The sequence below is a fragment of the Leisingera sp. ANG59 genome, from assembly GCF_013317235.1.
In the GTDB taxonomy this organism is placed as follows: Bacteria; Pseudomonadota; Alphaproteobacteria; order Rhodobacterales; family Rhodobacteraceae; genus Leisingera.
This window is the reverse complement of sequence record NZ_WLCM01000007.1, coordinates 78889-98606: the sequence shown is the minus strand read 5'-3', so window position 1 is coordinate 98606 and position 19718 is coordinate 78889. Positions and strand designations below refer to the sequence as shown.

Here is a 19718-nt window from a genome sequence, read left to right as displayed (position 1 = left end):
GGTTTTACGCGGCATTTTCCTGCCGGCGGGCGGCGGTTTCCCGCCTGCCGGAAAGGGTTTCCAGACAATTTGGCGACATTCCGCTGTTGCAGAATCCGAAGACGTTACTGAAGCGTAAATTCCCTGTCCCGACGCGGCCCCGGGTGCCGCCGGCGGCACCGCCCGGCGGCACCGCCCGGCGGCACCCGGGGCATGGGTATTTTTGACCAGAAAAAAGCCGGACGGCGCGGATCAGCGGAAATCCGGCGGCCGCTTTTGCAGCTGGGCGGCCACCGCCTCGATCTGGTCGGGCTTGCCGATCAGCTCCAGCTGCTCGGCGCTTTCGCGCAGCAGCACATCCGCCTGGGAGGCACCGCTTTCGGCATAGGCAATCAGCCGTTTGGCGGCGCGCACCGCGGAGGGGCTCTTGCCCGCGATTTCCTGCGCCAGTTCATTTGCGCGGCTGAGCGGGCTGCCGGCCAGTTCGGTGACCAGCCCCCAGTCGAGCGCCTGCGGCGCCGCCACATTCTCCGCCGTCCAGGCGAGGCGGCGCAGCACGTCGCTGCGCACCAGCCGCGGCAACAGCGCCATGCCGCCCATGTCGGGGATCAGGCCCCATTTCATCTCCATCACCGACAGCTGCGCCTCCGGGTGGGCGATGCGGATGTCGGCGCCCAGCGCGATCTGCAGCCCGCCGCCGAAACAGGCGCCGTGGATGGCCGCAATCACCGGCACCGGCACCCGGCGCCAGACCATCGCCACCTCCTGGAACGCATTGGCGTCATGGTGGGTGCGCTCCATGATCAGGCTGCTGAGGTCGCGCTGCGCAAAGCCGGCCAGCGCCGCCATGTCGAGGCCCGCGCAGAAGCTTTTGCCGGCGCCTGAGAGCACCACCGCGCGGGCGTCCGACTCTGCCACCTCCTGGCCTGCGGCGATGATCGCATCAATCATCTCCTCATCCAGGGCGTTGTGCTTGTCCGGGCGGGCAAGCGTGACATAGGCGATGCGGTCCTTGTAGCCGGTGGTGACTTTTTTCATGGCTGCTCCCCCTCGGTTCCGGTTTACATGCAGCCTGCCCCGGAACCGGCGGACATGCCAGCCCTACCTGAGGTCAGGGGCGGGGCGTCAGGGGCATCCGGGCGAAGAACGGCGAGTCGAGGGTCATGACATAAAGCTGCCCGTTCATCACCTTGCCGCCGGTGGTAACGCCAAGGCGGCCGTCAGGGTCCTGCAGGCTGCGCAGCACATTCCCCTGCCCGTCCAGCTGCACCAGCATGCCGCGATGGACCGGCGCCGGGCGCACCATCGGGCCGAGGCGCCAGATCAGCTTGCGCAGGAAAGGATAGGGCATCAGTTTTTCCGACGGCACCCGCGGGCTGGCGAAGGCGAGCCAGTAGGTGCCGTCGCCTTGCGCCTCCAGATTGTCGGGGTAGCCGGGGAGGTTGTCGAGGAACACCTCGCGCTCGCCTGCCCGGTCCCCCTTGAGCCAGAGCCGGTGGATGCGGGCGCGGCCGGTCTCGTTGATCAGCAGGAAATCCTCCTCCGGCGAGAGCGCGATGCCGTTGGTGTAGACGAAGCCCGTGGCGATCTTCTCGGCACTGCCATCGGGGCGGATGCGGGCGACGTAGCCGCTGTCCGACTGCTCCCAGATCGTCAGGATCGAGGTCGGCTTGGTGCCGCCCATGGTTTCCGGGTCGAAGCGGTCGGAGGAGTTGGAGAAATAGACGGTGCCGTCGCGGGCCACGTCGAGCTGGTTGGCATAGACGATCGGGGCGCCGTCAATGCTGTCCGCCACGACCTCCAGCGAGCCGGGGCCGGACCAGCGCAGGATTCCGCGGAAACTGTCGGCGATAAAAAGCGCGCCGTCCGGGCCTGCCTTGAGCCCCAGCGGGCGGCCGCCGAGCTGATCAATCAGGACAGGTTCAGCGCCGTCGATACGGTAGAGATTGCCTGCGAGGCTGGTGGTGTAGATGGCGCCGTCCGGGGTTCGGGCGATGTCCTCCGGCCCCAGTTCTCCGTCTGGCAAATGGACCAGCGCGGCCGCATCCAGCGCATTGTTTTCCGCGTAATCGCCGGTGAAACCCGGCGGCTGCGGCGGGCCGTAGGCGACAGGGTCGACCGGCACCGGCCAGAACAGGAGGTAACCGAGGGCGGCAGCCAGCAGGGCCAGGGCAATGCGCATGAAAGAATCCCTTTGAAAACTTGATGCAGACTGCGCCTCCCTCAGGAGGGACGCAAGCCTTGCCCGCCGCCCGCGCTTGCGCTTATCTGCGGCCATGACTGGTCCCCGCTACACCCCGCTTGCCCAATCCCTGCCCGCCACCGTGCCCTTTGTCGGCCCCGAGACCCAGGAGCGCGCCCGCGGCCATGCCTTTGCCGCGCGGCTGGGGGCGAATGAGAACATCTTCGGCCCGTCGCCCAAGGCCGTTGAGGCGATGGCCAAGGCCGCGGCGGAAATCTGGAAATACGGCGATGCGGAGAACTTTGATCTGCGCCACGCGCTGGCGGCGCATCACGGGGTTAGCCCGGCGCATATCATCGTCGGCGAGGGCATCGACGGGCTGCTGGGGTACCTGGTGCGGCTGCTGGTCGGGCCGGGCGATGCGGTGGTCACGTCGCTGGGGGCCTATCCGACCTTCAACTACCATGTGGCGGGCTTTGGCGGGGTGATCCATACGGTGCCCTACAAGGACGACCGCGAGGATTTCGGGGCGCTGTTTGCCAAAGCGGCGGAGGTCGATGCCAGGATCGTCTACCTGGCCAATCCGGACAATCCGATGGGCAGCTGGCATAAGGGCGCGGAGATTGCGGCGGCGCTGGAGCATCTGCCGGAGGGCTGCCTGCTGCTGCTGGACGAGGCCTATGTCGAATGCGCGCCGGAAGGCACCGCGGCGCCCATCAGCGCGGATGACATGCGGGTGATCCGGATGCGGACCTTTTCCAAGGCCTATGCCATGGCCGGCGCGCGGGTGGGCTATGCCATCGGCCATCCCGAGCTGATCGCCGCCTTCAACAAGGTGCGCAACCATTTCGGCATGAACCGGGCGGCGCAGGCCGGCGCGCTGGCGGCGCTGCAGGATCAGGACTGGCTGGCAGAGGTGCTGGCGCAGATTGAGGCGGCGCGCGAGCGGATTGCCGGCATCGCCGCGGAAAACGGGCTGAGCGCCCTGCCCTCTGCCACCAATTTCGTCGCCATCGACTGCGGCCGGGACGGGGCATTTGCCAAGGCGGTGCTGGATGGGCTGGTGGATCAGGGGGTCTTTGTGCGGATGCCGTTTGCCGAACCGCAGAACCGCTGCATAAGGGTGAGCTGCGGGCCAGCGGCGGAGCTGGACGCCTTTGCCGCGGCGCTGCCGCTGGCGCTGGACACAGCACGGGGCGGCTGAAACCTGCCGGCGGAGGCCTGATCGCAGCAGTTTTACCGGACATTCACCGGTCCCGGACTACCATCAAAGGGTATCACCGGGAGAATTGTCATGCGTGACCCTGAACTGCCGGACGCCATGCCGGATTTCTTTACCGCCGCGATCATGTTTGCCGGCATCAACCTGATGTGGATCTTCTTTGTGCTCTGGGTGATGTACGGGCTGGTGCCGGTGCTGGTGCTGGCCGTGCTGATCAACCATTTCATCACCAGGCTGGAGATCCGGCTGAACTCGCATAAGGCGTGACCCCCGCGCAGCCCGGCTGCTGCAGACGGGCCTTCAGCGGCCCGCCAGCCCCCGTGCAGCTGCGTCCAGCGCGCCAGTGCCGTGCGGGATATTCAGCGCGGTGAGGCCGGTTTCTATGCCGCCCAGCAATCCCATCACCATCTGACCGTTCACGTGCCCCATGTGGCCGAGCCGGAAAAAGCCGTGCCATTCCGGGCTCTTTGGGGCGGCCATGCCGAGGCCGATGCCCAGCGTCAGGCCCAGGTTCTGCTCCAGCCAGGCGCGCAGCCGGGTGCCGTCCGGCGCGCCGATATGCAGCGCGGTGACCGCGTGGGAGCGCAAGGAGCGGTCCGCCACGTTCATCCGCAGCGGGCCGTCTGCGCCCCAGGCCTCGCAGGCGGCCCAGATGGCTCGGGCCAGGCGGGCGTGGCGGTCCCACACGTTTTCAAGGCCTTCGCCGTGGATCATGTCGAGCGCGGCGCGCAGCCCGTAGAGGTGATGGGTGGGCGCGGTGCCGCCGAAATACTGGTAGAACTCGGCCGGGTGGGCGCGCGGTTCCCAGTCCCAGTAGCGGCTGATCCGCGGCAGCGCCGCCCGCGCCGCGGCGGCCTTATCGTTGAAGAACACGAAGCTGAGGCCCGGCGGCATCATCAGCCCCTTCTGGCTGGCGGTGACCATGACATCGACGCCCCAGGCATCCATCTCGAAGCGCTCGCAGCCCAGGGAAGCGATGCAGTCGGCCATCAGCAGCGCCGGGTGGCCGGCCTGGTCCAGCAGGCGGCGCAGGCCCGCGATGTCGTTGCGGATCGAACTGGAGGTGTCCACATGCACGCCCAGCACCGCCTTGATGCGGTGTGTCTTGTCGGCGGCCAGCACCTCAGCAATCCGCGCCATGTCCCAGGGGGCGCTGGTGCCGAAGTCCAGGACCTCGGTCCCGATCCCCAAGCCTTCAGCCATTTCCGACCAGCCGATGGCAAAGCGGCCCGAGGCGGGCACCAGCACCAGGTCGCCGGGCTGCAGGGTGTTCTGCAGCGCCGCCTCCCAGGCGCCGTGGCCGTTGGCGATATATACCGCCGCGTGATGATCCGTGCGCGCCACCCGGCGCAGGTCCGGGATCAGGGCGGCGGTCATCTCCACCAGCTCGCCCGCGTAGATGTTGGGCGACGGCCGGTGCATTGCCTGCAGCACCCGGTCCGGCACCACCGAAGGCCCCGGTATGGCCAGATACTGCCGCCCTGCCGATACGTTCGCCGCTCCGCTCATGCCTGATATTCCCTGAAAGCGCGCCGCCCCGGGGCTGCCGCGGTTACCCATGACGGCACAGTATCTGCAGGGCGGGCAGCGTCAATTGCCAAGGACGCAGGGTCACGGCGAATTGCTTGCGCGCTGCCCCCCACCTGCTTAAATGGCGCAGGAACGACAGGGAAAGGCCCGCAATGACACGAATTTCCCGCAGGAGCGCGCAGTCATGAGCCAGCAGGAGCATAAATCCGCACGGGAGCTTCTGGGCTGGCTGTGGCGCGGTTATCTGCGCCGGTACATCGGGCTTCTGGGCATCGCCGTGATCTTCATGCTGATTGAAGGCGGCACCATGGGCGCGCTTGGCTACATGATGCAGCCGATGTTCGACCTGGTGTTTGTCGAAGGCAACACCGATGCTCTGTTCTGGGTGAGCCTGGCGTTCTTCTGCATCTTCGCCCTGCGCGGCGTGTCCGGCGTCACCCAGAAGGTGCTGCTGAGCAAGGTCTCGCAGACCTCCGCCGCGCATCTGCGCAAGGATATGCTGGCGCGGCTGATCCGGCAGGACCCGGCCTTTCACCAGGAGCACCCGCCGGGGGTTCTGATGCACCGCGTCCTGGGCGATGTCAGCGCCATCGATTCCGTGTGGCGGGCGGTGATCACCGGCGCCGGCAAGGATTTCGTCTCCCTGATTGCGGTGCTGGGCGTCGCCGTCAGCATCGACTGGCGCTGGACATTGGTGCTGTTGATCGGGGTGCCGGTGCTGCTGGCGCCGATCAAGATGGCGCAGCGTTATGTGCGCAGGAAGGCGACGCTGTCGCGGGACCTGAGCGCCAAGCTGTCGACCCGGCTGAACGAGATCTTCCACGGCATCGTGCCGATCAAGCTGAACCGGCTGGAAGACTATCAGAATGCGCGTTTCGGGACCGTGATGGACAATCTGGTCAAGGCCGATGTGAAGACCGCGCTGGGCGGCGCGTCGATCTCGGGGATGACCGACATCATGGCCGGTGCCGGGTTCATGGCGGTGCTGCTGTATGGCGGCAACGAGATCATCGCGGGCGAGAAAACCGTCGGCCAGTTCATGGCCTTCTTCACTTCGGTCGGCCTGTCGTTCGAACCGATGCGGCGGCTGGCGGCAATTTCCGGTGTCTGGCAGACCGCGGCGGCCTCGCTGGAGCGGGTCAAGGAACTGCTCGATGCGCCGATTCTGCTGACAGAGCCCGAGAACCCGGAACCGGCCCCCGAAGGGCTGCCGCCGATCAACCTCGAGAACGTCAGCCTCAGCTATGGCGACAGCAAGATCCTGCACAGTCTGTCGCTGGTGGCCGAAGGCGGCAAGACCACGGCGCTGGTCGGCGCCTCGGGGGCGGGCAAGTCCACCATCTTCAACCTGCTGACCCGCATGGTCGACCCGCAGGAGGGGCGTGTCTCGGTGGGCGGTGTCCCGGTGGACGCCCTGAAGACCGCCGATCTGCGCAGCCTGTTCTCGGTGGTGACCCAGGATGCGCTGCTGTTTGACGAGACGCTGCGGGAAAACATCGTGCTGGGCCGCACCGATGTGAGCGATGAGGAATTGCAGGCAGCGCTGGATGCCTCGCATGTGTCGGATTTCCTGCCCAAGCTGGAGCATGGTCTGGAGACCAGGGTGGGGCCGCGCGGATCGGCGCTGTCGGGCGGCCAGCGGCAGCGGGTGGTGATTGCCCGCGCGCTGTTGCGCGACACGCCGGTTCTGCTGCTGGACGAGGCGACCTCGGCGCTGGATGCGCAGTCGGAGAAGGTGGTGCAGCAGGCGCTGGACAAGCTGTCGGGCGGCCGCACCACGCTGGTGATCGCGCACCGGCTGTCGACCATCCGCAACGCCGACAAGATCGTGGTGATGGACCGCGGCCGGGTGGTGGACCAGGGCAGCCACGAGGAGCTGCTGGCCCGCGGCGGCATCTATGCCGACCTCTACCGGCTGCAGTTCCAGGACGGCAAGACGGTGGTGGACACCAAGGGCATCGCCGCCCAGGCCGAACAGGTGCCCGGCGGCAGCGCCCGCGGCAAGAACCGCTGGTTCCGCCGCTTTGCCAGCAAGGTGTTCGGCTGAGCCCGGCTCCTTTAACTTGCGACATAGGACAGCGCCCGGCAGATCACTTCACTTTCTGTAATCCGCAGCCAGTTTCTCGGGAGAGACCCCCATAGCGTATCTGGTCAGCGTCCACAGGTTGCGCCCGCCGCGCCGCAGCCAGCCCGCGCGCTGGTAGCGCACGGCGCTGGTCAGCGCGCTGCTTGGCAGCACCGTCAGCCTGTGCAGGCGCCGCACCAGCGCCACGTCTTCCATAAGCGGCTGATCCGGGTAGCCGCCCGCAGCCTCATAATCCGCGCGGGCAATCAGCAGGCCCTGATCGCCATAAGGCAGCCCGATCAGGCGCGTGCGCAGATTGGCCCAGGCCGCGACCCAGGCCGGCATCAAGCCGCGCGCCCGGAAGCGCAGCCGGAAACAGGCCGGGCTGCCGTGCCCCTCCTGCAGGTGCTGCGCCACCGCCGCAGCCCAGCCCGGCTCCAGATGGGTGTCGGCATGGATCACCAGCAGCCACTCCCCCTCTGCTGCCGCGCAGCCCCGGCGCAGCTGGCCGCCGCGCGACGGCGCGCCGCTGATCCATTCAGCGCCGGCGGCTTCGGCAATGGCGCGGGTGGCATCGGTGGAGCCGCCGTCTGTGATCACCAGCTCGCGGATCAGCCCGGCGGCCAGCCCCTCCATCAGATGCTCCAGCGTGGCGGGCAGCTCTCCTTCGGCGTTCAGGGTGGGAATGACGATGCTGAGCGGCGCGGGCATGAGCCCTCCTTGGGCGGATTTGCTGTTTTCTTCCGCCCTGCTTCCTATATCACTGGGCCAAGCAGTGAAACGCCCCCTGAGGCAGACAGGAGAAAACACATGAGCGACCGCCGCATCCTGCGCCTGAATGGCGCTGACGCCAAGAGCTTCCTGCAGGATCTTGTGACCAGCAATGTGGACCGGCTGAGCGAAGGCCTGGTCTATGCCGCGCTGCTGACGCCGCAAGGCAAATACATCGCCGACTTCTTTCTGGCGGCAGACGGCGATGCGGTGCTGCTGGATGTGGAAGCCTCGCTGGCCGAGGGGCTGCTGAAGCGGCTGAACATGTACCGGCTGCGCGCCGATGTGCAGCTGGAAATGACGGACCTGCAGGTGAAACGCGGCACCGGCGCGGCACCGGAGGGCGCGCTGGCGGACCCGCGCCACCCGGCGATGGGCTGGCGGCTATATGGCGCCGAGGGCGGTGATGACGGCACCGACTGGGACGCCATCCGGGTCGCCCACTGCATTCCCGAAACCGGCATCGAGCTGGGGCCGGAAACCTATATACTGGAAGCCGGGTTCGAGGCGCTGAAGGGCGTCGATTTCCGCAAGGGCTGCTATGTCGGCCAGGAGGTGACGGCGCGGATGAAGCACAAGACCGAGCTGCGCAAGGGCTTGCGCACGGTGGCGGTTGAGGGTGCGGCGCCGGTCGGCACGGAAATCACCGCCGGCGGCAAGGTGGTGGGCACGCTGTTCACCCAGTCCGGCGGCAGGGGCATCGCCTATTTGCGCCTTGACCGCGCCAAGGGGGAGATGCAGGCGGGGGACGCCCGCGTCACCTGGCAAGAGTGAGCGGGCTGGCCGAAACGGTTCTTTCCCTGCTAGGCGCGGGCATTGCGCGCAGCAGCCCGCTGCACGGCGGCGACCTGTCGGAGGTGCAGCTTCTTGACCTGACAGACGGCCGCCGGGTGGTCGCCAAGTCCGGGCCGCTGGTTGCGGCCGAGGCCGCGATGCTGTGCGCGATCCGGGACGCAGGCGCGCCGGCGCCGGAGGTTCTTGGCGTGGCAGGCCCTGTGCTGCTGATGGACGCGCTGGAGGAAACCGCGGCCGGCGCGGATGGCTGGCAGGCGCTGGGGCATTCCTTGCGGCAGCTGCATGCCGCGACCGGCCCGCACTACGGCTGGGCGGAGGACTACGCGTTTGGCGGTGTTGAGATTCCCAATGCGCCGTTGGAAAACTGGGTGGAGTTCTGGGCCAGCCGCCGCCTGCTGGCAAGCCCGGACGCCCTGCCCCGCGATCTGCGGCAGCGGGTTGAGGCGCTTTGCCTCCGGCTGCCGGAGCTGCTGCCCGCCGCGCCGCCCGCGGCCCTGCTGCATGGCGATCTGTGGAGCGGCAATGTGCTGTTCAGCGGACAGGCCGCCTATCTGATCGACCCGGCCTGTTACTGGGGGCATGGCGAGGTGGATCTGGCGATGCTGCATTTGTTCGGCGCGCCGCCCGCGGCCTTTCTCGACAGCTATGGCGCGCTGGAGCCAGGGTATGAGGCGCGCCGCGCCATCTATCAGTTATGGCCCGCGCTGGTGCATCTGCGGCTGTTCGGCAGCGGCTACCGCAGCATGGTGAAGGCCCGCCTGGAGGCATTGGGCTTCTGACAAGCCTCTGTTCATCTCCTTGCGTTAGGATCGCCGTCAGATTTGCTGAAAGGGTATTTGATGCGACTGTTGTTTGGAGTTTGTTTCGCCGCGCTGGCGGCCTTCCCGGTTTGGGCGGAGTACTGGAATTATAAGGACTGGCATGCCGCCACAGAGCCCCATGAGACCGAGCAGGACAGCTATCTGACCTGCCGCGCCTGGACCGGCGGCGATGGCGATCCGCTGCTGGCGCTGGAGGTGTTTTCCGGCGATGCGGGCCCGCCCGCGGTCTACCCGATGGCCAAGGTGCAGGAATATGCGCCGCGGCATTACCCGACGCTGATGCAGCAGGGCGGCACGGTGGATTTCATCTTTGACTTCGACCGCAGCTTTTCCATCGCGGCGGGGATCAATTCCTGGATCAGCGAGGAAGGGCTGGCCGAGGCCGAAAGCGCGCTGCGGCTCCAGGACCAGCTGGTGATGCTGCAGGCGATGAAACAGGGCAGCTGGGTGGAGTTCTGGGCCGGCAACGACATGTTCTACGAGGCCTCGCTCAGCGGGTTCACCGCAGCCTATGGCAAGATGATGGATGAATGCGGTTTTGATCCGGCGCTGCCGGCGGGGTGACCCGGCCAGCTGCCTGCGCAAAAGTTTTCAGAAAACTTTTGCCAAGACTTTTCTGAAAAGTCTTGGGCGGTGCGCAGAAACAGAAAAAGCCGCCCCCGAGGGAGGGCGGCTTTTCCGTTTTTCCGAAGGCGTCCCTGTTCAGGCGCGCTCGGAATATTCCATGGTCTCGGTGTTGACCACGATCATCTCGTCCTGGCCGACGAAGGGCGGCACCATGACCTTGACGCCGTTGTCGAGGATCGCCGGCTTGAAGGAGTTCGCCGCAGTCTGGCCTTTGACGACCGGCTCGGTCTCGACGATCTTGCAGGTCACTTTCTGCGGCAGGGTCGCGTTCAGCGCCTCGCTCTCGTAGAATTCCACCACGATGGTCATGCCGTCCTGCAGGAACGGGCGGCGGTCGCCCAGGAGGTCCGCGGGCAGCTCGATCTGCTCATAGGTTTCGGCATCCATGAACACCAGCATGCCGTCGCTTTCGTAGAGGAACTGCTGGTCCTTCTGCTCCAGGCGGACGCGCTCCACCTTGTCCGCCGAGCGGAAGCGCTCGTTCAGCTTGGAGCCGTTGCGCAGGTTGCGCATCTCGACCTGGGCGAATGCACCGCCCTTGCCGGGCTTCACGTGGTCGACTTTCACCGCTGCCCAAAGGCCGCCATTATGTTCCAGCACGTTGCCGGGACGGATTTCGTTGCCGTTGATCTTGGGCATGGGAAAATGCCTTTCAGATGGTTGATGATAATTTGCAAGACCCTATATCTGGCAGGCTTACCGCTGGCAAGACAAGGATATGGTGTGGAGGAAGCGTGAAAAAGCTATGCGCAATTTGCATGAAAGCTATGCATCTGCGCTCTATCCGAATCGTCACACTTCCGTCATAAGCAGCGCTACGCCGAAAATTGCAATAGCAAGAACAACAAGGGATACGAGATGCGAGATTTCGTAGACGGCACCGCTTATAATAACGAGCAAGGCAACCGCGCCCGCAAACTGTTTGCAGCCGTTGTCCTGGCCGCACTGGATGACGCCATCGCCGACGACAAGAAATACGGCAATGGCCCGGAACAGATCGCCCGCTGGGCACGCTCTCGCGATGGCCGCGAAGTGCTGTCCTGCGCCGGCATCGACCCGAACGAACGGGTTGTGGAAGGCCTGATGGACTTCGTGGGCCGCGGTGTGCGGACCTCGGTTGCTTTGTCGCGTGAAGAAAGCGAACGCCGCAACGCTGCGCAGGCTGAAGCCGCCTAAGGCTTCCCTTGCGCATTGCTGAAAAGCGCGCCCTTAGGGGCGCGTTTTTCTTTTGCGCGCCATGGCTTTCCGCAGGGTCAGCCTGTCGCGCGGCGGCTGCCGCGGGCCGCTTGCGGCACAGCCCCCATGGACGGGGGCGTCTAACCTGCTATGCAGGCCCCATGAGTTACGGGGCGCAGGCAGGGAGCGGCTGATGGCACGCGCAATCATGATCCAGGGCACCGGCAGCAATGTCGGCAAGTCACTGCTGGTGGCAGGGCTGGCGCGCGCCTATGTGCGGCGCGGGCTGAAGGTCGCGCCGTTCAAGCCGCAGAACATGTCGAACAACGCCGCCGTCACGCCGGAGGGCGGTGAAATCGGCCGCGCCCAGGCGCTGCAGGCGCGGGCTGCTAAACGCGCGCCGCATACCGACATGAACCCGGTGCTCTTGAAGCCGGAGACTGATACTGGCGCCCAGGTGATCGTGCAGGGCAAGCGCCGCGGCACCCAAGGAGCCGGGTCCTTCATGCGCGACAAATCGGGCCTGTTGGAGGCGGCGCTGGAGAGCTTTCACCGGCTGGCGGCGGACACCGATCTGGTGCTGATCGAGGGCGCGGGATCGCCTGCCGAGACCAACCTGCGCAAGAACGACATCGCCAACATGGGCTTTGCCTGTGCGGCTGAGGTGCCGGTGGTGATTGCCGGCGACATCCACCGCGGCGGGGTGATTGCGCAGATTGTCGGCACCCATGCGGTGCTTGAACGCCATGACCTGGAGCGGGTCGTGGGGTTCATGGTGAACAGGTTTCGCGGAGACCTGAGCCTGTTTGACGGCGGCCGGGACGATATCGCCGCCCGCACCGGCTGGCCTTCGCTGGGTGTGGTGCCGTGGTTCTGGGACGCCTGGAAACTGCCGGCCGAGGACATGATGGACATCGCCTCGCGCCAGGGCGGCGCCTGCAAGGTGGTGGTGCCGCAGCTGGAACGGATGGCGAATTTCGACGACCTCGACCCGCTGGCGGCGGAGCCGGAGGTGACGGTGGAGATCGTGCCGCCCGGGCGCGCCCTGCCCGGCGATGCGGATCTGATCATTCTGCCGGGCAGCAAGTCGACCATCGGCGACCTCAACTACCTGCGCGCGCAGGGCTGGGACATCGACATCCAGGCGCATTACCGCCGCGGCGGCCATGTGCTGGGCTTGTGCGGCGGCTACCAGATGCTGGGCAAGACCATCGACGATCCCGAGGGCGTCGACGGGCGGCCCGGCAAGGTGGACGGCCTAGGCCTGCTGGACGTGCACACGGTGATGGCAGGGGAAAAGCGGGTGACGCTGACCGAGGCCGTAACCCGCGACGGCAACCTGCCCGTAAGCGGCTATGAGATCCACATGGGCCGCACCACCGGCGCCGATTGCAGCCGGGCATGGCTCAGCATCGGCGGACGGCCCGAAGGCGCGGCCTCCGCCGACGGGCGCGTCAAGGGTTCGTACCTGCACGGTCTGTTTTCCGAAGACGCCTTCCGCGCCAGCGTGCTGGCAAGCCTCGGCCATGAAAGCCAAGCGGGATACGAGGACGGCGTCGAGGAGACGCTGGATGCGCTGGCCGATCACCTGGAGCGCTACATGGACCTCGATCAGCTGCTGGAACTGGCGCAGCCGGTGCGGTTCTGACCGCAGCCGCGGGACTGGTTTCCCGTTTTCTCTTGAGCCGGAAGCGAAACCTCAACCTGCCCGGTTCTTCAGTCCGCCCCGGTCTTCAGCCTGGCCCGTTCACAGCAGATCGTGGGCGGCCAAAGCGCGCTGGATTTCGCGGCGGACCAGTTTGCGGACGTTGCGGGTGATGCGCTCGCCCAAGGGGCCTTGCAGTTCCTCGCGCACTATGGAGGCCACCAGATCGCGCAGGGCGTCCTCGTCGAGGAAGCTGTCGCCCTCCTCCGCCAGGGTGTCCATGGCCGCGCCGGTGACCGCATCTTCCACCGCCGTTTCCGCCGAAGCAGCCGCCGAGTGCGGGTTCAGCGCAGCCTCGGGATTGTCCGGGGCTGTGACGGTTTCCGGTTCGAAACAGGACGCCGGAACATCCAGGATTTCTTCCTCCGGGTCCTGTTCGCGGCGCAGCGGCAGCGGCTCGTCGCGCCATTCGATGGTGTCGGCGCCGGCAAAGGGCGCTTCGGTCTGGCTGTCCGGCTCCCAGTCATGTTGCGTGCCCGCCTGCTGGGTACCGGCCTGCTGAGTGCTGGCCTGCGCGGCAGAGCTGCGCGCCTCCATCTCGGCGATCTTGCGGACCACGGAGGCGGCCCGGGCGCCGGCAGTGCCGCCCGCGAGCCCGCCGTCCTTGAGCAGGACGGGCGCTGGGTCAGCGGCCCCAGCCTCCGCGTCAATCCCGGCCCCGGTCTCAGCTTCTTCCGCCGCAGCAGCGCCGTGCCGACCGGCACCAGCCGCGGCTGCAAACAGGGTGGTTTCCGGATTGCCCCAGGGCGCGTCCGGGTTTGCTTGATCTGTATCTGCCTGTTCGGATTCAGAGGGATCCGCCGCGGCAGCATTGCGCCGCGACCGGGACAGTTCCCTGTGATGGCGGAAAGCCAGCGGCGGCTCCTCGATCAGCGGGCTGGCAGCGTCTTCGGCGGCGGGTCCGGCATCCGCGGCAGCACCGGAGGCAATCTGCCGGGGCTCAGCCTGTGATTGCGTTTCCGGCTGCTCAGCAGGCTCCGCCTCATGGTCAGACGGCAGATCGTTGCGAGGGGCGGATTCCTGCACCCGCAGGGCGGGCGTCAGCACCAGCCGCGCCGCCGGTTCCGGCGCCGCGGGCTGTTCCCGGGTGTCTTCGCTCACCAGACGGCGGATCGAGGACAGGACATCTTCAATCTCGGCGTGGGTAACTGGGTCGGACATTGATTTTTTACCACTCTTGCCTGTTGAGTCAGAGTGTAGCGGCCTTCCCGTTCCCGCACAACAGATAGAGTGAATTGTCAGTCCCGCCCCAAGGCCTTGAGCACGCGGTCCAGATCCTTGCCGCGCTTGCTGTGCTGGGCCGGCGCGTCCTTGACCAGGTTGTAATAGAGCGTCGGATCGTAGATCTCCACCGCCAGGCCGAGGTGTTCCGCAGTCAGCAGGCCCTGCGATTGCAGCAGCTGGTAGGCGGCAATCGCCTGGTTGGCGCGGGAGTTCACCTGCTCGGTCTGGGCGTCGAGGTATTCCTGTTCCGCCTGCAGCACGTCCAGCGTGGTGCGGGCGCCCAGGGTGGCTTCCTCGCGGATACCGTCAAAGGCGACCTTGGAGGCACGCACCCGCTCGCCCGAGGAGATCAGGCTGACGCGGGCGGTTTCGGCATTGTAGAAGGCGGCGCTGACCGCCTGGCGCACCGACCGCTGGGTGGTGATCAGGGTGCCGCGCTCGGCATCGGCGCTGGCGATGGCGCGGCGCCGGGTGGCGGCGTTGCGGCCGCCGGTATACAGCTCCTGCGACATGACCACCGCCGCCGTTGCATCCGAACTAATGCCGGTGCCATCGTTGATGTCGTCGCTCAGCCCGGCGGTGGCGCGGAAGCTGACGCTCGGCCCCAGGGCGCGGGTTGCGGCCTGGACCAGGATGTCGGCGGCCTTGACCGCGTGCTGCTGTGCCAGCAGATCCGGCTGGTTGCGCTGCGCAATGGACTGCGCGCGGTCCAGCGACGTGGTGCGGGAAGGCAGCCGGGGCTGGCCGGCAATGCTGCCGGGCGCATGGCCGACAACCTGCTGATAGGTTGCGCGGGCGGTCAGCAAAGTGCCCTCGGCATCGGTCAGGTTGGCGCGCGCGGCGGCGACCCGGCTTTCAGCCAGGGCGACATCGGTGCGGGTGACCTCGCCGACCTCGAAACGGTCCTGTGCGGCCTTCTGCTCCTCCTGCAGAAGTCGCAGGTTGTTGCGGCGCAGGGCGACGTTTTCCTGGCCCTGCAGCACACCGACATAGGCCTGCACCGCGGACAGGAGCACCTGCTGCTCCACTCCAAGCAGCTGCTGGCGGGTGGCCAGCACCAGCTCCTGCGCGGCGTCCTTGCGCAGGCGCGTCTCGCCGCCGTCATAGAGCAGCTGGGTCAGCTGCAGCTGGGTGCTGATGTCGTTGCTCGTCGCCTCGTTGAAAACGCCGACCTGGTTGGCGCCGCGGGCGTAGGAATGGCTGGCGGTGACGGTCCATTCGATCAGCGGCCGCAGCTGCGACAGCGCGATCGCAACATCCTCATCCGCGGCGCGCAGCAGCGCCCGGTTCTGCTCCAGCAGGCCGCTGGTCTTATACGCGCCGATCATCGCGTCGGACAGGTTGTCCGCCGCTGCCTTGAGCGGCATCATCACAGTGGCGGTCACGCCGCCGGCAAACACAAAAGCCTTAAACACACTCGCAGGAAATTTCATTCGCATCGGTTGCCTTATCTTTTGCCGCGCCGCCAGCCGCGGTGGGTTGGTCCCTGTTCCGGGCGCCGTCATGCGCGGCGCCCGGCCTTCGTTCTCGTGTTGCGGCAGCAGCTGCCGCGGCGCCAGGCCCGAAGGCTCAGAGCGCGAATTCCCGTGCCGCGGCAAAGCCCGGCAGCAACGGCGCGCTGGCGTTGAATTCAAACCGCCAGGAGATCCGGCCGCCGGTCTTGTACCCGATTTTGACCTCACCCAGGTTGCCGGCCACCATCAGCGCGGCGATGCGGCCGCCGTCCTTGAGCTGGTCCAGCAGCGCCGCGGGAAGCTCCTCGGCACCGCCCTGCACCAGGATCACGTCATAGGCGCCATGTTCCGCCGCGCCTTCCGCCAGCGGACCGGTGTGCACGATGGCATTGTCGGCGCCGGTCTCGCTCAGCAGCTCCTGGGCGTCCGCCGCCATCGCCTCGTCTTCCTCGACGCCGATCACCATCTGCGCGATCCGGGCCGCAACCGCGGTGGAATAGCCAAACCCGCAGGCCACATCGAGCACCAGTTCGTCGTTTTGCAGATCCACCGCGTCCAGCATCTTGGCCAGGGTGCGCGGCTCCAGCAGCACCCGGCCGCCGCCCAGCCGCACGTTCTGGTCGGCATAGGCCGCCTCGCGCTGCGCGGCCGGCACAAATTTCTCCCGCGGGACTGCCAGCATGGCCTCGATGATCGGGTATTTGGTGACATCCGAGGGACGGATCTGGGTATCCACCATCATGCGGCGGCGCTCAGTGAATTCTGGCATCTGCTAAACTCATTTGTTCAGTCGGTCAGGCCGGTTGTGGCATATCCCGCCCGGCACGGCAACGGGGCCTGTGCGCACGAAGGGCTAAAGTAGTGCAGCGCTGCCGCGGGGCAACTGCTCCTTGCGCGCCGACGCAAAAAGGCCAGCGGCCCGGCAGGCCGCTGGCAAGCGGAAGGAGGTGCACGTCCGCGCCGCCGAGGGCGCCGCGGTTACTGGGAGCAGGATTTGCAGAAGGGAGAGGCCGGGCGCTGGTCCAGCCAGTCGTCCCCCATGTCATCGCCGCAGATCCGGCAGTAGCCGTAGGAGCCGTCGCGCAAGCGGGCCAGCGCCGCTTCGATCCGGCGCAGCTCGTCATGGCTGGCGTAGGGCAGAACCTCAATCGCGCAGCCGGCGCCGCGCTCTGACCGCGGCTGGCGGTGGGACCCCATGCGGGGCGCCCGCGGCGCCTGCCCGGTCCGGGTCAGCAGCCCGGCCAGTTGCTGGCGCCGCGCTTCAAGCAATTGCTTTCTGGCGGAAAAGTCCATAGTCCATGCCCTCCAGTTCAGGTTTTGCGCAACTTGCCCCCCGGGTCAGTTCCATCTCCTTGATCCACGTCAATATACTCGCGATTTACGGGGATTGCACTACCTCATAAGTTGCAAATTTCTGGTAAATCCCCACCGAACCGGAGGCCGGCCCCTACCCCGCCGCAGCCCCCGCGCAGGTCTTGCACAGCGGGGCGGCGGGCAGCAGGTCCAGCCGCGCCTCGGAAATCCGCTCGCCGCACGCCGCGCAGATGCCGTAGGTGCCTGCTTTGATCCGCTCCAACGCGGCGTCGATCCGGCGCAGCTCGTCCAGCTCCGCCCTGCCAAGGCTTTCCAGCACCTCGTCGCCCTGGCGTTCGGAGGCGCGGTCCTCCCAGTCCTTCGGCATCGGCGCGTCAAGCGTGTGCTCGACCTTGGCAAGATGGCCGGTCAGTTCAGCGCGGCGCGCCTCCAGCGCCTGTTTGCGGGTGGTCAGGTCCATAGGGTCAGTCCTCCTGTTCCGGTTCCGCCGCAGCCTGGCCCGGCGCGGCCTGCGCCGCCTTGACCTCGCTCAACTCCGCCCGGTCCGTCCGCCTGCAAATCCTCTGGCCTGCAAATCCTCTGGTATGGGCCGGGGCGGCTTGCTAGACATCCGCCGAAGAGGTTTGAGCAGAGATGAGGAGCCTTCACCGATGATGCGGATTTTGACCTGTGCGCTGCTGCTGCTGGGGCTGGCGGCCTGCGAGACCGCCAAAGGCGCCGGGCGCGACATTTCCAAGGCCGGCAACGCGATCAGCGGCGTGGCGCAGGACGTGCAGAACAGCTTCTGAGCCGCCCTGCCCCGGAGCGGCAGAGCAGAAAAAACGCCCGGTTTGCCGCCGGGCGTTTTTCTTTTTGCCGGTTACTCGATCCCCAGCAGCCCCTTGGCTTCGGCCAGGGTCGCGACCGAGGCATCATGATCGCCGCTGTCATGCAGCGCCTGGCCTTCGTCGCGGAGTTCCTGAACGGTTGCCAGGTCTTCCTCCGACAGCTCCGTCCCGGCCGCCAGCGCGGCGTCGATGGCGGCAATGTCGGCGGGGCACTGCCCGGCCAGAAGCGGCGACGCCAGGAGGGTGATCGCGGCGGCCAAAGTCAGGTGTTTCATGGTGTTATCCTCCCCAGATGAACAGCGCGGAGGATAACACGGAATGCGCGCGTTTTCAGCAGCGGAATGGTGGCCTGGCCGCGGATGCGCGGAGAGTGGCGCATGGGCCAATCAGGCCTCCGTCAGCCAGATCATCGCTTCCCAACCGGCTTCGGCGGTGACTTCAGCCAGAACTTGCTTGTAGTAGCTGAAAGACGCAGCCAGGTCCTGCGCGCTGTTTTCGCTGAACTGAAACAGGAAAGACGCGATGCGAGCGGGGCGTCCGGGCTTCCGGCCACTGGATATCTGACAAGGTTTCCGCTGCCGTCCAGCACCTCAATTCTGGCAATCGCCATTCTCTGCTCTCTTGCAAAGGCCAGAAACCCGGCGATGTCCGAGAACGGCAGGGTGAACGGTGAGGACCAGGAAACCGAGGCGAAATCTGTCATATGCATTGGGCCTTTTGGAAACCCTCGGTCTGATCAGCACGCGGAGGGCAGCGCCCGGCCCGGCGGGGCGGGAAGCGAAGCGCCCGCATCGTGCTGAAAGCACGCCTCCGGCGTGGCGGGGGGCGGGACGGGCGCTGCCCGGTTTGGCGGCCGAACGAAATTTAATGCCATACTTGAATATCACGAATGCGTTACCAACTTGACTTGCATAACCATCAACCAAGGAGTGCATATGGTATACACAGAAGCGCAAATCCGCGATGAAGCCTGTAAAGAAATGCTGAAGGTTTCAGGGCAAACGCTTACAACGTCTGAACTCATTCAGCGCCTCTCTAAGCGCCTCAAGCCAACCGGCAAGGATGCCCAGCTGGCTAGAAACCGTAGCGACACCTATTTTTCTCAGAAGGTTCGCAATTTGGTTTGCCACAGAAACCAAAGCACTGGTTTGGCAGCTCGTGGCATCGCGGACTACGAAAAAGCCACAGAGTCTTGGACACTTACAAGAACTGGACGCCGCTACGCCGCCAATCTCAATTGAAGTCCATTTTCTTGTAACCGGTAGGCAACCAGCTAAGCTCTGTCCCGCCGCAATGGTCCTTATCCCAGACGAACCAAGCATAGGCAGTGGTCCCACTGCCTTTGCGTTTCACGCCTTTTGGATAGAATGTAATTCTCTCGCTGAACACCCAGACTCTACTAGGAGGCGCTTTGCTAAAAATGGTTGATCGCCGTTTAGCTCCCTCAAGAAATGCCAACCTTAGCAGTAAAGCAAATTTCTTGTCCGCAACCTTTAGTGCAGTATGAACAAAATCCTCCGCGGCGTTAAACGGCGGATTTGTAATAATGTTTGTCGCAGTGCGATTAGTCTCACGAAAGTCGATACCGGGTTCCCCGAAACCACGATCATACAAATCTGAACTTTCGACATTCTGCCCAGTTCTGCTCAAAACAGAACTCATTGCTCCATCACCACAAGCGCATTCCCAAATGTCGCCATGAAATTTTTCATTGTCAATCAGCGCGTAGGTTGCCCAAGCAGGAGTGGGGTAAAAGTCAGGTCCATCCAAATCGGCAACGCGTTTAAGCGTCGGTTGAGGCGCGGTAACAAATAATTGGTTCATGGCTCCCTCGTTTTCTTTCATGATACTTGAACCTCCACGCCCAACAAGCAGGTTGTGAATCTAAGAAAATTCAAATGCTTATGACGAAGTCGCAATCTGGACCGCCCATCAGTGCGCGTCTCTAGTGCCGTTTGTTCAAGCATTCAAGCATTACTCAGAACTCTTAAAAGAAACCACGCGGTTCTGTGCTAATGGCCTTCAT

At 65.6% G+C, this 19718-nt stretch carries 23 protein-coding genes; 10 read left to right on the top strand and 13 right to left on the bottom strand.

Annotated features, from left to right (window positions below):
* Positions 1-231: 231 nt before the first annotated feature.
* Together GKC28_RS08880 and GKC28_RS08875 are read right to left on the bottom strand one after the other, a co-directional pair.
* Entirely contained in the window at positions 232-1017 is a 786-nt protein-coding gene (locus GKC28_RS08880; RefSeq protein WP_174146548.1) for a crotonase/enoyl-CoA hydratase family protein, read from the bottom strand.
* Positions 1018-1090: 73 nt separating this feature from the next.
* On the bottom strand, positions 1091-2161 hold the full coding sequence (locus GKC28_RS08875; protein WP_174146547.1) for an SMP-30/gluconolactonase/LRE family protein: 1071 nt from the start codon (positions 2159-2161) through the stop codon (positions 1091-1093).
* 94 nt (positions 2162-2255) lie between these two features.
* Between GKC28_RS08875 and GKC28_RS08870 the strand changes: the two genes are divergently transcribed.
* Both GKC28_RS08870 and GKC28_RS08865 read left to right on the top strand, forming a co-directional pair.
* Positions 2256-3365, top strand: a complete 1110-nt coding sequence (locus GKC28_RS08870; RefSeq protein ID WP_174146546.1) for a pyridoxal phosphate-dependent aminotransferase — start codon at positions 2256-2258, stop codon at positions 3363-3365.
* 90 nt (positions 3366-3455) lie between these two features.
* Complete coding sequence (locus GKC28_RS08865; RefSeq protein ID WP_174146545.1) at positions 3456-3650, top strand: histidinol phosphate aminotransferase; 195 nt, start codon at positions 3456-3458, stop codon at positions 3648-3650.
* Positions 3651-3683: 33 nt separating this feature from the next.
* Here the strand turns inward: GKC28_RS08865 and GKC28_RS08860 are convergent, their stop codons facing one another.
* On the bottom strand, positions 3684-4892 hold the full coding sequence (locus GKC28_RS08860; RefSeq protein WP_174146544.1) for an alanine--glyoxylate aminotransferase family protein: 1209 nt from the start codon (positions 4890-4892) through the stop codon (positions 3684-3686).
* Positions 4893-5097: 205 nt separating this feature from the next.
* Here GKC28_RS08860 and GKC28_RS08855 point away from each other — a divergent pair, with 205 nt between their 5' ends.
* Entirely contained in the window at positions 5098-6960 is a 1863-nt protein-coding gene (locus tag GKC28_RS08855) for an ABC transporter ATP-binding protein (RefSeq protein WP_174146543.1), read from the top strand.
* Between the two features lie 48 nt (positions 6961-7008).
* Here GKC28_RS08855 and GKC28_RS08850 read toward each other — a convergent pair whose 3' ends face one another.
* Positions 7009-7689 (bottom strand): TIGR04283 family arsenosugar biosynthesis glycosyltransferase, encoded by a 681-nt coding sequence (locus GKC28_RS08850; RefSeq protein WP_174146542.1) that lies wholly within the window; start codon positions 7687-7689, stop codon positions 7009-7011.
* A 99-nt stretch (positions 7690-7788) separates the two neighbouring features.
* On the opposite strand from GKC28_RS08850, the gene GKC28_RS08845 reads away from it, so the two are divergent.
* From GKC28_RS08845 to GKC28_RS08835, 3 genes are read left to right on the top strand one after another with little or no spacing between them, the layout of a single operon-like run.
* Entirely contained in the window at positions 7789-8523 is a 735-nt protein-coding gene (locus GKC28_RS08845; RefSeq protein WP_174146541.1) for a folate-binding protein YgfZ, read from the top strand.
* On the top strand, positions 8520-9323 hold the full coding sequence (locus tag GKC28_RS08840; protein ID WP_174146540.1) for a fructosamine kinase family protein: 804 nt from the start codon (positions 8520-8522) through the stop codon (positions 9321-9323). Before GKC28_RS08845 ends, GKC28_RS08840 begins: the two co-directional genes overlap by 4 nt.
* A gap of 60 nt (positions 9324-9383) precedes the next feature.
* Positions 9384-9929, top strand: coding sequence for a hypothetical protein (locus GKC28_RS08835; protein WP_174146539.1), 546 nt, complete (start codon positions 9384-9386; stop codon positions 9927-9929).
* Positions 9930-10067: 138 nt separating this feature from the next.
* Here the strand turns inward: GKC28_RS08835 and efp are convergent, their stop codons facing one another.
* Positions 10068-10631 (bottom strand): elongation factor P, encoded by a 564-nt coding sequence (gene efp, locus GKC28_RS08830; RefSeq protein WP_174146538.1) that lies wholly within the window; start codon positions 10629-10631, stop codon positions 10068-10070.
* 219 nt (positions 10632-10850) lie between these two features.
* On the opposite strand from efp, the gene GKC28_RS08825 reads away from it, so the two are divergent.
* The gene (locus GKC28_RS08825) at positions 10851-11168 is read left to right on the top strand and encodes a DUF6280 family protein (RefSeq protein ID WP_008556013.1); all 318 of its coding nucleotides are present in this window, start codon (positions 10851-10853) and stop codon (positions 11166-11168) included.
* A 193-nt stretch (positions 11169-11361) separates the two neighbouring features.
* Positions 11362-12816, top strand: a complete 1455-nt coding sequence (locus GKC28_RS08820; protein WP_174146537.1) for a cobyric acid synthase — start codon at positions 11362-11364, stop codon at positions 12814-12816.
* Between the two features lie 99 nt (positions 12817-12915).
* Here the strand turns inward: GKC28_RS08820 and GKC28_RS08815 are convergent, their stop codons facing one another.
* The 5 genes from GKC28_RS08815 to GKC28_RS08795 form a co-directional block, all read right to left on the bottom strand.
* The gene (locus GKC28_RS08815) at positions 12916-14034 is read right to left on the bottom strand and encodes a hypothetical protein (RefSeq protein WP_174146449.1); all 1119 of its coding nucleotides are present in this window, start codon (positions 14032-14034) and stop codon (positions 12916-12918) included.
* Positions 14035-14111: 77 nt separating this feature from the next.
* Positions 14112-15536, bottom strand: a complete 1425-nt coding sequence (locus GKC28_RS08810) for a TolC family outer membrane protein (protein WP_174146536.1) — start codon at positions 15534-15536, stop codon at positions 14112-14114.
* Positions 15537-15666: 130 nt separating this feature from the next.
* A complete protein-coding gene (locus GKC28_RS08805; protein ID WP_174146535.1) occupies positions 15667-16320 on the bottom strand; it encodes a protein-L-isoaspartate O-methyltransferase in 654 nt (217 codons plus the stop codon).
* Positions 16321-16529: 209 nt separating this feature from the next.
* Positions 16530-16844 carry a hypothetical protein gene (locus tag GKC28_RS08800; protein ID WP_174146534.1) on the bottom strand — a complete coding sequence of 105 codons (315 nt, stop codon included), beginning with the start codon at positions 16842-16844 and terminating at the stop codon, positions 16530-16532.
* Positions 16845-16998: 154 nt separating this feature from the next.
* Complete coding sequence (locus GKC28_RS08795; RefSeq protein ID WP_174146533.1) at positions 16999-17325, bottom strand: TraR/DksA family transcriptional regulator; 327 nt, start codon at positions 17323-17325, stop codon at positions 16999-17001.
* 190 nt (positions 17326-17515) lie between these two features.
* On the opposite strand from GKC28_RS08795, the gene GKC28_RS08790 reads away from it, so the two are divergent.
* Positions 17516-17653 carry an entericidin A/B family lipoprotein gene (locus GKC28_RS08790; RefSeq protein WP_174146532.1) on the top strand — a complete coding sequence of 46 codons (138 nt, stop codon included), beginning with the start codon at positions 17516-17518 and terminating at the stop codon, positions 17651-17653.
* 71 nt (positions 17654-17724) lie between these two features.
* Here the strand turns inward: GKC28_RS08790 and GKC28_RS08785 are convergent, their stop codons facing one another.
* A complete protein-coding gene (locus GKC28_RS08785) occupies positions 17725-17967 on the bottom strand; it encodes a hypothetical protein (protein ID WP_174146531.1) in 243 nt (80 codons plus the stop codon).
* Positions 17968-18098: 131 nt separating this feature from the next.
* Positions 18099-18395: a hypothetical protein gene (locus tag GKC28_RS08780; protein ID WP_174146530.1), complete on the bottom strand. Its 297-nt coding sequence runs from the start codon at positions 18393-18395 to the stop codon at positions 18099-18101.
* A gap of 232 nt (positions 18396-18627) precedes the next feature.
* Here GKC28_RS08780 and GKC28_RS08775 point away from each other — a divergent pair, with 232 nt between their 5' ends.
* Positions 18628-18933: a hypothetical protein gene (locus GKC28_RS08775; RefSeq protein WP_174146529.1), complete on the top strand. Its 306-nt coding sequence runs from the start codon at positions 18628-18630 to the stop codon at positions 18931-18933.
* Here GKC28_RS08775 and GKC28_RS08770 read toward each other — a convergent pair.
* The gene (locus GKC28_RS08770) at positions 18926-19537 is read right to left on the bottom strand and encodes a hypothetical protein (protein ID WP_217434019.1); all 612 of its coding nucleotides are present in this window, start codon (positions 19535-19537) and stop codon (positions 18926-18928) included. The two genes, GKC28_RS08775 and GKC28_RS08770, sit on opposite strands and share 8 nt — an antisense overlap.
* Positions 19538-19718: the final 181 nt, after the last annotated feature.

What these genes read in the sequence shown, in the direction of transcription:
- GKC28_RS08880 (WP_174146548.1), bottom strand. Translation starts at nt 1,017, where the DNA reads ATGAAAAAAGTCACCACCGGCTACAAGGACCGCATCGCCTATGTCACG.
- GKC28_RS08875 (WP_174146547.1), bottom strand. Translation starts at nt 2,161, where the DNA reads ATGCGCATTGCCCTGGCCCTGCTGGCTGCCGCCCTCGGTTACCTCCTG.
- GKC28_RS08870 (WP_174146546.1), top strand. Translation starts at nt 2,256, where the DNA reads ATGACTGGTCCCCGCTACACCCCGCTTGCCCAATCCCTGCCCGCCACC.
- GKC28_RS08865 (WP_174146545.1), top strand. Translation starts at nt 3,456, where the DNA reads ATGCGTGACCCTGAACTGCCGGACGCCATGCCGGATTTCTTTACCGCC.
- GKC28_RS08860 (WP_174146544.1), bottom strand. Translation starts at nt 4,892, where the DNA reads ATGAGCGGAGCGGCGAACGTATCGGCAGGGCGGCAGTATCTGGCCATA.
- GKC28_RS08855 (WP_174146543.1), top strand. Translation starts at nt 5,098, where the DNA reads ATGAGCCAGCAGGAGCATAAATCCGCACGGGAGCTTCTGGGCTGGCTG.
- GKC28_RS08850 (WP_174146542.1), bottom strand. Translation starts at nt 7,689, where the DNA reads ATGCCCGCGCCGCTCAGCATCGTCATTCCCACCCTGAACGCCGAAGGA.
- GKC28_RS08845 (WP_174146541.1), top strand. Translation starts at nt 7,789, where the DNA reads ATGAGCGACCGCCGCATCCTGCGCCTGAATGGCGCTGACGCCAAGAGC.
- GKC28_RS08835 (WP_174146539.1), top strand. Translation starts at nt 9,384, where the DNA reads ATGCGACTGTTGTTTGGAGTTTGTTTCGCCGCGCTGGCGGCCTTCCCG.
- efp (WP_174146538.1), bottom strand. Translation starts at nt 10,631, where the DNA reads ATGCCCAAGATCAACGGCAACGAAATCCGTCCCGGCAACGTGCTGGAA.
- GKC28_RS08825 (WP_008556013.1), top strand. Translation starts at nt 10,851, where the DNA reads ATGCGAGATTTCGTAGACGGCACCGCTTATAATAACGAGCAAGGCAAC.
- GKC28_RS08820 (WP_174146537.1), top strand. Translation starts at nt 11,362, where the DNA reads ATGGCACGCGCAATCATGATCCAGGGCACCGGCAGCAATGTCGGCAAG.
- GKC28_RS08815 (WP_174146449.1), bottom strand. Translation starts at nt 14,034, where the DNA reads ATGTCCGACCCAGTTACCCACGCCGAGATTGAAGATGTCCTGTCCTCG.
- GKC28_RS08810 (WP_174146536.1), bottom strand. Translation starts at nt 15,536, where the DNA reads ATGCGAATGAAATTTCCTGCGAGTGTGTTTAAGGCTTTTGTGTTTGCC.
- GKC28_RS08805 (WP_174146535.1), bottom strand. Translation starts at nt 16,320, where the DNA reads ATGCCAGAATTCACTGAGCGCCGCCGCATGATGGTGGATACCCAGATC.
- GKC28_RS08800 (WP_174146534.1), bottom strand. Translation starts at nt 16,844, where the DNA reads ATGGACTTTTCCGCCAGAAAGCAATTGCTTGAAGCGCGGCGCCAGCAA.
- GKC28_RS08795 (WP_174146533.1), bottom strand. Translation starts at nt 17,325, where the DNA reads ATGGACCTGACCACCCGCAAACAGGCGCTGGAGGCGCGCCGCGCTGAA.
- GKC28_RS08790 (WP_174146532.1), top strand. Translation starts at nt 17,516, where the DNA reads ATGATGCGGATTTTGACCTGTGCGCTGCTGCTGCTGGGGCTGGCGGCC.
- GKC28_RS08785 (WP_174146531.1), bottom strand. Translation starts at nt 17,967, where the DNA reads ATGAAACACCTGACTTTGGCCGCCGCGATCACCCTCCTGGCGTCGCCG.
- GKC28_RS08780 (WP_174146530.1), bottom strand. Translation starts at nt 18,395, where the DNA reads ATGACAGATTTCGCCTCGGTTTCCTGGTCCTCACCGTTCACCCTGCCG.
- GKC28_RS08775 (WP_174146529.1), top strand. Translation starts at nt 18,628, where the DNA reads ATGGTATACACAGAAGCGCAAATCCGCGATGAAGCCTGTAAAGAAATG.
- GKC28_RS08770 (WP_217434019.1), bottom strand. Translation starts at nt 19,537, where the DNA reads ATGAAAGAAAACGAGGGAGCCATGAACCAATTATTTGTTACCGCGCCT.